Raw genomic sequence first — 8,929 nt, 5'->3', positions numbered from 1 at the left:
TTGAATGCCGGGCTGTGGTTGCGCCGGGGTCGTCTGCTCATTCTCTGCTCCTGTCTCGCAGCCCATCTGGCTGCTCTCAGGCAGAAAATCCAATTATCTCAGTGTGCAGATTCTCCAGGCCACCTCTGCCAGAAGACGAAGGCGGCTCCAAATGCCTACTTTTTGGAAATCATCCGCCTGCGCTTGCCGGTTGGCGCGGACAGCCATTGCATCCCGGGATCAAACCAGACCTGAAGCGAACCTCTCTGCACAAGCGCTGCATGTAGGATCTCCAGTTCGTCGTGCGGTAGCGGGCACGGGGCGGTTTGCTCATCGCGGACCATTAACCGATTGGATTCACAATCGGAATCCCTCCGTCATTTGCGCAACAAAGCCCCTTTTATGCCTTCTTCGCGGTCTGCCTGGGTGCGTTGCAGGTGGCATCTCGCACGAGGCAGTGATGATCGAGGATCGCTTGGAGGATGCCGCACGGCTCGCGAAGGCGGGCTCAATCCTTTACATCGCCACGGTCGTCGCGATCATCGTCTTCATCGCTTGGCGATAGGGGCATGGCTAGCACAGGTGCTCATGCGCAGCCCGCAAGGAACCCGCGCGCCTGCGCGAGAATGCCCTCCCGACTGTCCTCGTCCTGCCGGTCCCAGTTGCGATAGGTCAGCGCCATGCGGTGATTGTCGCCCAGCTTATCGCGGTGGCGGTCAAGAAAATGCCAGTAAAGGGCGTTGAAGGGGCAGGCCTTGGAACCGACCCGCTCCTTCACGTTGTAGGCACAGGTCCCGCAGTAATCCGACATGCGGTTGATGTAGGCCCCCGAGGCCACATAGGGCTTGGACCCAAGAAGACCGCCATCGCCGAACTGGCTCATGCCCAGCGTGTTGGGCAGTTCGACCCATTCGTAGGCATCGACATAGACCTGCAGGTACCATTCGTGGACCTGTTTGGGATCGCAGCCAGCCAGAAGCGCGAAGTTGCCGATCACCATGAGCCGCTGGATGTGGTGGGCGTGCCCCGTCGCTAGGGTCTGGCCGATCGCCTCGCGCAGGCACTGCATGTCCGTCTCACCCGTCCAGAACCAGGCGGGCAAGTCCCGGCGGTGGTCGAGGAAGTTCCGCTCGACGTACGCAGGCCCCTCGCGCCAGTAGATGCCGCGCACGTATTCGCGCCAGCCCAGGATCTGCCGGATATAGCCTTCGACCGAATTGATCGGCGCCCGACCCGCCCGGTACTCGGCTTCCGCACGGCGGCACAGGTCAAGCGGGTCCAGCAGCCCCGAATTGAGATAGGGCGAGAGGATGGAATGCCACAGGAACGGCTGGCCCCGCAGCATGGCATCCTCGTAACGGCCGAAATCGGGCAAGGCGTTGGCGAAGAAGCTCGCCGCCTGCCGCTCGGCATCGGCGGCCGTCACCGCGTAGTCGAAATCCTCCAGCGATCCGGGATGTTCGGCGAACCTCCCGGCGACGAGGGCCAGCACCTGGCGGGTAATCGCATCGGGCTCGAAGCGCAGGGGCATGGGCATGAAGAGGTCGGCGTCCGCTGGCTGGCGGTTGTCCTTATCAAAATTCCACTGCCCGCCCGCCGGCTTGCCATCGTCAAGCAGGAGTCCTGTCTTGCGGCGCATCTCGCGGTAGAAGAATTCCATCGTCAGGGCGCGGCGCCCCGCCGCCCAGTCCTCGAACTCACGGTGCGAGCACAGGAACCGCGTATCCGTGCGGATCTCGACGGGCAGGCCGAACAGGGTCTGCCAGCTTTCCATCATGGCCGCCACACGCCATTCGCCCGGCTCGGTCACGACAATGCGTTCCGGGTCATGGCGCGCAATGGCGCGGGCGATCTCGCCTGTGAAGCTATCGCTGGCCTCCGGATCGTCGAGGCGTACGTAATCAACCGTATAGCCTGACTCGACCAGCGCCTGCGCATGATGGCGCATCGCCGAAAGGATATAGGCGATCTTCTTCTTGTGGTGGCGCACGTAGGTGGTCTCGTCCGCAACCTCCATCATCAGCACGACGACGTCTCTCGCCTCCATCCCCGCAAGCGAGGACAGGTCGAGAGAAAGCTGATCTCCCAGCACGGGCACAAGTGTCTTCATTCCGCTTTCCTGAAGGCTGCGGCGTTGCTGGTGTGCATGCGGCTAGGGCGCCTTGCGGTTCTGGCGGCAGCGATCCGAGCAGTACTTCACCTCATCCCAAACGCGCGCCCACTTGCGCCGCCAGCCAAAGGGACGTCCACAGGCGAGGCAGATCTTGCTTGGCAGGTCGGCTTTTTTGCGCATCGTCGCCATGGCTAACCCGCCCCGTGCGGGACCGCCGCTCGAGTGATGAGCCCAGGCAGGCTCGCGCGCATCTGATCGGCAAGCCGCAAACCCGAGAGCCAGGCTCCTTCAACCGTGGGCGCGCGGCACCAGTCACCGCAGGCACCAAGGCGCTGGTCCGGGTTCCAGAGGACCCGACCCGACTGCCCATAGGGCTGCGCAAAGCGCCAACGGTGCGCCTTCAGGAAGGTCGGCGTGGGCAGTTCCGTGCCGAGCGCCTGCGCAAACGCGGACAACATCCGCTCCGCCACATTCTCCGCATCGCATTCCAGGTTCGCGCGCGACCATGCGGCGTTGGCATGAAGCACCCAACCCTCCGAAGAGCCGCGTTCGGGCTTGGAGGCGTTGCACGCAAGCACGGAAAAAATGCCCAGGTCCTCCATGAAGGGACGGGGCGCAGGGATATCCCAGGGAAATGCGACCATGACCGACCAGCAGGGCGTGGAGCGTACCGAGGCGGCCTCCAACGCGGCATCGAGATCATGAAGGGACAGGAGCGGCGCGGCCTGCTCGGCCGGGACGGCGACGACAACACTGTCGAACGGCTCTGCGTCCACACTCTCCCCTTCGATCCTCCAGCCGTCATCGTTCTGGACCAGAGCCTGGACCCGCGCCCCGAACCGCACGTCAAAGCGCTTGCTCTGCTCGGCAACGAGGGTGGCCATGGAAGGGACGCCGACCATGGCGCCACGTGGGCCGTCGGGCCAGCGCGCCGCACAGCCTGCTTCCTGCCAACGCCCCACTTCCGCCTGGAAATCAGGGTCATGCGCGGTGAAGAACGGCGCCCCCAGATCCCACGAGGAAATATCCGTCACGACGGAGGTTAGCCGCCCACCAGGACGCCGCCCCTTGTCGAACAGGACGATGTCGGCAAGCCCGGACAACCGCCCGGCGCAGGCGAGCCCGGCGATACCCGCCCCCACGATGGCAATGCGCATGATCAGCCCTTGCCCCCGCCGATCAGGGCCAGGACTTCACGGCGGCGAGCGGCATCCTCGCGGAAGCAGCCAAGCATCTTGCTCGTCACCATGTCGACGCCGTGCGTGCGCACGCCGCGGCCCGTCATGCAACCATGGCTCGCCTTGATCACGACAGCGACGCCCAACGGGTCAAGATTGTCCCGGATGCATTCGGCGATCTGCGCAGTCAGACGCTCCTGGATCTGGAGGCGATGTGCAAACCCGTGCAGGACGCGCGCCAGCTTGGAAATCCCGACCACGCGGTTGCGCGGGAGATAGGCAATCGAGGCCGTCCCCGTGATCGGTGCAAGGTGATGCTCGCAGTGCGAATGGAAGGGAATGTCGCGCAGGAGCACGACTTCATCGTATCCCCCCACCTCGTCGAAGGTACGGCCAAGATGGACGGCCGGATCTTCCTCATAGCCCCTGCCGTATTCCTTCCAGGCCCGACCGACGCGCGCGGGCGTATCGAGAAGCCCCTCGCGATCAGGATCCTCCCCCGCCCAGCGCAGCAGCGTGCGCACCGCGTCCTGGACTTCGTCGGGCACCGTCTCGCGTGTGTCTTCATACTCCTCGTCACAGGCATGATCTGCGAGGAAGGCTGCATCCATGATGTTCATGATATCTCTCGTCCGGTTTGCCGCCGACCCGGCGCAGGTAGCTTTCGTCGGGAAAGGTTCTAGGCGTCGGCTTCAAGCTCTGCGATATGGCCAAACGTGAAGAAAGCAGCCGTACCAAGCCCGATGGATCCCGATTCCCTGATTGCGCGCAGCCGCGTCGCGGCCGTCGTCAGCGACCCGCGGCGGGCCGACAATCCGATCGTCGCCTGCAACGAGGCCTTCTTGGAGCTGACCGGCTACACGCGCGAAGAAGTCATCGGGCGCAACTGTCGTTTCCTGCGCGGGTGCGGCACCGAACCCGAACAGGCCGCGATGCTGCGCGAGGCCGTAGCCGAAACCCGGCCCGCGATGGTCGAGCTCATCAACTACCGCAAGGACGGCAGCGCCTTTCGCAACGCGGTGATGGTGGCGCCCCTGTTTGACGAGGAGGGCGACGTGCAGTTCTTCCTCGGCTCGCAGATGGCCATCGACGACACCGAGGCCAGCCGCCACCAGCAGGCCCGCACCCGGATCGAGGGGCTGTCCCGGCGCCAGCGACAGATCCTGCGCGCACTGGCGCAAGGGCAACTCAACAAGCAGATCGCCTTCGAGCTTGGCGTGACCGAACGCACGGTCAAGATGCACCGCGCCGCGGTACTGCGCGCACTGGATGTCCGCACGGTGGCCGAAGCCATCCGCATCGCTATCGAGGCCGGCTACTGAACCGCCTGCGCACTACCATTCTGAAGCCTGGGACCAACGCCCGTCTAAGCACGATCAGGCCGGGGCCTTCCCCCTTTGAGAGCCTCGACGACACCCGCGAGCGTGCGGCGCAGGCCATCGAGTTCCTCCAGGTCCTGCCCCCTGGTCATGATCTCCGGGACGTGGAGCGCCTCTTCGCGCAGCGCCTTCCCGCTTGCGGTCAGCGAGATACGCACCCGGCGTTCGTCTTCCCGGTCGCGCTGGCGCACAAGGTGCCCCAGAGTTTCCATGCGCTTGAGGAGCGGCGTCAGCGTGCCGGTATCGAGATGCAGCCGCTTGCCAATGGCTCCTACGTTCTGCCCGTCCTCTTCCCACAGCACCAACATGACGAGGTATTGCGAATAGGTAAGGTTCAGCCGCGCGAGCACCGGCGCGTAGAGTCTGCCGATCAGGTTGCTCGCCGCGTAGAACTGGAAGCACAGCTGGCGATCGAGGCGCAGCGGGTCCTCGCACGGGGCAGGGTCATTCAGGGGCGTTCGCATCGCACATGACGATAGCGCATGGACCCGCACTCTCAAAGGCTTGCGGACTTATATTGTGCACAATTTAATTGAGAAAAATGGAACTCGAAGGCCGCCTCTCCCGTTTCCCCACCAAGAGCGAGGATCGGCACCGGGCCGATTCTGCTGACAAGGAGGCAAGCCATGCGTCAACTGTCCGACGGGTTCTGGAACTTCCGCGGGTCTTTCAAGATCGCAGGGGTTCTCGATGTCGGTACGCAGATGTCGCTGGTCCGCAGGGCCAATGGCCGCTTCCTTGTCCTAGACTCCTATGACCTAGCGCCCCAGGACCGTGCCGAGTTGCAGACGCTCACCGACAATGGTGCAGCAATCGACGCCATTCTCAACGTCCATCCCTTCCATACCCTGCACTGCGAGACAGTCCACAAGCTGTTTCCCGAGGCCCGGCTGGTGGGGACGCGGCGGCACCGCGAACAGGCCCCGCACCTGCGCTGGCAGGACGGAGCGATCGAGGATGCCACCACGCAGGCCGAGTTCGCCGATGACCTTGCCTTCTCGGTGCCCGAGGGAGTCGACCTGGTAACGCAGGACCCGTCGGTCCACGCAGGCTCGGTGATGGTGCGCCACGTGCGCAGCGGTATCGTCCATGTCGACGACACGCTCAGCGTCCTCGAGGCGCCGGGCGTACTGGGCAAGGTACTGCCCCAGGGGCGGCTGCGCTTCCACCCGATGCTGGGCAAGGCCCTGCAGCACCGGGCGGGGGCAGCGGATGACTTCGCGCGCTGGGCGCGGCAGATCGCCGGGGAATGGTCAGGCACACCCTATGTGTGCGCAGCCCATTCGGCGGTGCGCGAACTCCCGGAGACAGGCTGGCAGGATGAGGTGCTCCACGCCCTCGAGGCCGCCGAAAAGACCCTCGCCAAGCATCGCGCCCGTCACGGATGCCCCCCGCGAGCGCCCATCCCTCCAGATACGAGAGAAACGCCATGAGCGAACAACGCATCAAGACCATCAATCCCCTCACCGAAGAGGTGCTTGACACCTATGCCTACATGAGCGACGCGCAAGCGACCAAGATCGTCGGAAACTGCCACCAGGCCTTCCTCGACTGGCGCTTGCAGAGCCTTGAGGCGCGCGCGGAGGTAATCCGCGCCATCGGAACGGCCCTGCGCGAGCGCAAGGACGAGCTGGCCTCGCTGATGACGCGCGAGACCGGCAAGCTGATCGGCGACAGCCGCGACGAGGTTGATCTGTGCGCGGCGATCTGCGACTACAGCGCGGACGAAGGCCCAAGGGCCCTCGCCGATGAAGAGCGCGAGGTCGACGGCGCAACGGCCATCGTCACCCATTCTCCCATCGGCGTCGTCTATGGCATCCAGCCCTGGAATTTCCCGGCCTACCAGGCCGTGCGCTATTCAATCGCCAGCCTGATGGCGGGCAATGGCGTTCTCCTCAAGCACGCCGAAAACTGCACCGGCAGCGGCCTTCTTCTGCGCGAGATCTACGAGCAGGCGGGCCTGCCCGAAGGGCTCTTTGGCGTTCTGTGCATCACGCACGAGCAGTCCGATGCTATCATCGAAAACGAGCTGGTGCGCGGCGTAACGATGACCGGCAGCGACAAGGCCGGACGCCACATCGCGGCGAAGGCGGGCGAACAGGTCAAGAAGACCGTGCTCGAACTGGGCTCGAACGATGCCTATCTCGTGCTCGACGATGCCGACCTTGATCTGGCGGTCGATACCTGCGTGCAAGGCCGCCTCTACAACAACGGCCAGACCTGCGTGAACGCCAAGCGCTTCATCGTCACCGAGAAGAACTACGACGCCTTCGTGGAGCGCTACGCCAAGAAGTTCGGCGCCATCGCACTGGGCGACCCGACCGACGAAAAGACGCAGCTTGGCCCCCTTGTCAGCCGCAGCCAGCGCGACCAGCTGCACGAGCAGGTTACCAAGAGCGTGGAGAAGGGCGCGCGCCTTGTCGTCGGCGGCGAAGTGCCTGAGCGCAAGGGTTGGTTCTATCCAGCCACCGTGCTTGCCGATGTCGCTCCGGGGCAGCCCGCCTATGAGGACGAGCTGTTCGGCCCTGCCGCCTCGATCATCAAGGCGAAGGATGATGGTGAGGCGATGCGCATCGCCAATTCCAGCCGTTACGGCCTTGGCGGTGGTATCTTCAGCCGCGATGTCGAACGCGCCCGCGAACTGGCCAAGACCCACTTCGACACCGGAATGGTGTTCATCAACACCTTCGACATCGCCACGCCCAACCTGCCCTTCGGCGGGGTAAAGAGTTCGGGCTATGGCCGCGAGCATGGGCCCGAGGGTCTCAAGGAGTTCGTCAACATCAAGTCGATCAAGATCGCCCGCTGAGATGGGAGAGACGCTCCATTGTGACGTCGCGGTGATCGGGGCCGGCACGGCCGGCCTCGCAGCCGAGCGCGCGGCGCGCGCCAATGGCGCCTCGACCCTGCTGATAGATCCGGCCTTCAACGGGACGACCTGCGCCACTGTCGGTTGCATGCCCTCCAAGCTCCTCATCGCCGCGGCTCACCGGGCCCGCGCGGTGAGGACGGCCGGGCCCTTCGGTATCGAGGTAGGCGATGTCGTGATCGACGGCCCCGCTGTCCTGCAGCGAGTGCGTGACGAGCGCGACCGCTTCGCCCGCTTGACGCGCCAGTCGTTCGAGGACCTGCCCCCCGGTACTGCGATCAAGGCCCGCGCCCGCTTCACCGCGCCGGGGCGTCTGGCGCTCGACGACGGGCGCTCTGTCGCGGCGGAGCGGGTCATCATCGCCACCGGCTCCTCCCCCCTCCTGCCCCCTGCCTTCGCGGCGCTGGGGGACAGTGTACGAACCAGTGACACCATCTTCGAAATGCGCGATCTGCCCCGACGCCTCGCGGTCGTGGGCTCGGGCGCCATTGGTCTGGAACTAGCTCAGGCCTTCGCGCATCTGGGCGTGGAGACAACGCTGTTCGACCGGGCCGAACGCCTGGGCGGTCTGCGCTGCGCACGGGTTCACGAACGCCTGCATGCGATCATGGCGGCCGATCTTGATCTTAAGCTCGGGGTCGAGGTAGTGCCCTACGCCGAAGAGGATGGCGCGCGGATTGAATGGTCCGATGGTGAAGGTAACGCCGGCGAAGCGCATTACGATCTCGTGCTCGCAGCGCTGGGCCGGTCCCCGCAGCTGGGCGACCTCGATCTCAATGCAGCCGGGATAGCCTGCGATGAAAAGGGCGTTCCCTTCCATGACCGGCACACCATGCGCTGCGGCGACAGCGCGGTGTTCCTCGCAGGCGACATCGCGTCCGACCTCCCTCTCCTGCACGAGGCCTCGCACGACGGCGCCATCGCCGGGCGCAATGCTGCGGCCTTCCCCGCTCCCGTGCCAGCCCAGCGCCATGTCCCCTTCAGCATGATTTTCACACAGCCCACGGTCGCGACCATCGGCGCACCAGAGGACAAGAGCGCGGTCACCGGTACCGCCGACTTCAGCGACCAGGGCCGCGCCCGTGTCGAAGGCCGCAACGCCGGGCTGCTCACCCTCTACGCCGAAGCCCCCTATGGGCGGCTGATCGGCGCCGACATGGTCGCACCTGCGGGCGAGCATCTGGCGCACATGCTGGCCTGGGCGATCCAGGAGGGCCGCACGGCGAGCGAGCTTCTCTCCCTCCCCTTCTACCACCCCACCATTGAGGAAGGTCTCAAGAGCGCGCTGCGCACGATCTGCCAGGCCACCCCCATCGACCTTCCCCAGGATCAGGATGCGGGCACCCCGCCCGGCGCCTGATGGAATCGGTCTGAGCCCGGCGCAATGTCTGCTTCATGGACAGAGGCGAGC

General features: G+C 65.0%; 10 protein-coding genes and 1 pseudogene. 5 read left to right on the top strand and 6 right to left on the bottom strand.

Going from position 1 to position 8,929, the window contains the following annotated elements; genetic code table 11:
* A partial coding sequence (locus FMM79_RS21605; protein ID WP_205466596.1) for a hypothetical protein occupies nucleotides 1-234 on the top strand: 234 nt, incomplete at its 5' end.
* Here the strand turns inward: FMM79_RS21605 and FMM79_RS09930 are convergent.
* The 5 genes and pseudogenes from FMM79_RS09930 to folE all read right to left on the bottom strand — a co-directional run.
* Nucleotides 174-313, bottom strand: a pseudogene (locus tag FMM79_RS09930) (IS5/IS1182 family transposase); the annotation flags it as partial. The gene FMM79_RS21605 and the pseudogene FMM79_RS09930 sit on opposite strands and share 61 nt — an antisense overlap.
* A 252-nt stretch (nucleotides 314-565) precedes the next feature.
* Nucleotides 566-2,089, bottom strand: a complete 1,524-nt coding sequence (locus FMM79_RS09925; RefSeq protein ID WP_148627340.1) for a cryptochrome/photolyase family protein — start codon at nucleotides 2,087-2,089, stop codon at nucleotides 566-568.
* Between the two features lie 42 nt (nucleotides 2,090-2,131).
* Nucleotides 2,132-2,272: a DUF2256 domain-containing protein gene (locus tag FMM79_RS09920; RefSeq protein ID WP_371710895.1), complete on the bottom strand. Its 141-nt coding sequence runs from the start codon at nucleotides 2,270-2,272 to the stop codon at nucleotides 2,132-2,134.
* A gap of 11 nt (nucleotides 2,273-2,283) precedes the next feature.
* Nucleotides 2,284-3,249 (bottom strand): NAD(P)/FAD-dependent oxidoreductase, encoded by a 966-nt coding sequence (locus FMM79_RS09915; protein ID WP_148627338.1) that lies wholly within the window; start codon nucleotides 3,247-3,249, stop codon nucleotides 2,284-2,286.
* 2 nt (nucleotides 3,250-3,251) lie between these two features.
* Nucleotides 3,252-3,890: a GTP cyclohydrolase I FolE gene (folE, locus tag FMM79_RS09910; protein WP_371710894.1), complete on the bottom strand. Its 639-nt coding sequence runs from the start codon at nucleotides 3,888-3,890 to the stop codon at nucleotides 3,252-3,254.
* Between the two features lie 123 nt (nucleotides 3,891-4,013).
* Between folE and FMM79_RS09905 the strand changes: the two genes are divergently transcribed.
* The gene (locus FMM79_RS09905) at nucleotides 4,014-4,592 is read left to right on the top strand and encodes a PAS domain-containing protein (protein WP_148627337.1); all 579 of its coding nucleotides are present in this window, start codon (nucleotides 4,014-4,016) and stop codon (nucleotides 4,590-4,592) included.
* A 44-nt stretch (nucleotides 4,593-4,636) separates the two neighbouring features.
* On the opposite strand, the gene FMM79_RS09900 is transcribed toward FMM79_RS09905, so the two are convergent.
* Nucleotides 4,637-5,113 (bottom strand): MarR family winged helix-turn-helix transcriptional regulator, encoded by a 477-nt coding sequence (locus tag FMM79_RS09900; protein WP_148627336.1) that lies wholly within the window; start codon nucleotides 5,111-5,113, stop codon nucleotides 4,637-4,639.
* 162 nt (nucleotides 5,114-5,275) lie between these two features.
* Here FMM79_RS09900 and FMM79_RS09895 point away from each other — a divergent pair, with 162 nt between their 5' ends.
* Genes FMM79_RS09895 through FMM79_RS09885 form a run of 3 tightly spaced genes read left to right on the top strand, consistent with a single transcriptional unit; the run spans nucleotide 5,276 to nucleotide 8,878 of the window.
* A complete protein-coding gene (locus FMM79_RS09895; RefSeq protein ID WP_148627335.1) occupies nucleotides 5,276-6,082 on the top strand; it encodes a hypothetical protein in 807 nt (268 codons plus the stop codon).
* Nucleotides 6,079-7,458: an NAD-dependent succinate-semialdehyde dehydrogenase gene (locus tag FMM79_RS09890; RefSeq protein ID WP_148627334.1), complete on the top strand. Its 1,380-nt coding sequence runs from the start codon at nucleotides 6,079-6,081 to the stop codon at nucleotides 7,456-7,458. Before FMM79_RS09895 ends, FMM79_RS09890 begins: the two co-directional genes overlap by 4 nt.
* Before the next feature lies 1 nt (nucleotide 7,459).
* A complete protein-coding gene (locus FMM79_RS09885) occupies nucleotides 7,460-8,878 on the top strand; it encodes a dihydrolipoyl dehydrogenase (RefSeq protein WP_148627333.1) in 1,419 nt (472 codons plus the stop codon).
* The last annotated feature ends 51 nt before the right edge of the window (nucleotides 8,879-8,929 follow it).

Source organism: Novosphingobium sp. BW1 (genome assembly GCF_008107685.1).
In the GTDB taxonomy this organism is placed as follows: domain Bacteria; phylum Pseudomonadota; class Alphaproteobacteria; order Sphingomonadales; family Sphingomonadaceae; genus Novosphingobium.
This window is presented reverse-complemented; position numbering and strand designations above follow the sequence as displayed.

Excerpts from the sequence above, each read along its gene's own strand:
- FMM79_RS09925 (WP_148627340.1), bottom strand. The coding sequence starts at position 2,089 with ATGAAGACACTTGTGCCCGTGCTGGGAGATCAGCTTTCTCTCGACCTG.
- FMM79_RS09920 (WP_371710895.1), bottom strand. The coding sequence starts at position 2,272 with ATGCGCAAAAAAGCCGACCTGCCAAGCAAGATCTGCCTCGCCTGTGGA.
- FMM79_RS09915 (WP_148627338.1), bottom strand. The coding sequence starts at position 3,249 with ATGCGCATTGCCATCGTGGGGGCGGGTATCGCCGGGCTCGCCTGCGCC.
- folE (WP_371710894.1), bottom strand. The coding sequence starts at position 3,890 with ATGAACATCATGGATGCAGCCTTCCTCGCAGATCATGCCTGTGACGAG.
- FMM79_RS09905 (WP_148627337.1), top strand. The coding sequence starts at position 4,014 with ATGGATCCCGATTCCCTGATTGCGCGCAGCCGCGTCGCGGCCGTCGTC.
- FMM79_RS09900 (WP_148627336.1), bottom strand. The coding sequence starts at position 5,113 with ATGCGAACGCCCCTGAATGACCCTGCCCCGTGCGAGGACCCGCTGCGC.
- FMM79_RS09895 (WP_148627335.1), top strand. The coding sequence starts at position 5,276 with ATGCGTCAACTGTCCGACGGGTTCTGGAACTTCCGCGGGTCTTTCAAG.
- FMM79_RS09890 (WP_148627334.1), top strand. The coding sequence starts at position 6,079 with ATGAGCGAACAACGCATCAAGACCATCAATCCCCTCACCGAAGAGGTG.
- FMM79_RS09885 (WP_148627333.1), top strand. The coding sequence starts at position 7,460 with ATGGGAGAGACGCTCCATTGTGACGTCGCGGTGATCGGGGCCGGCACG.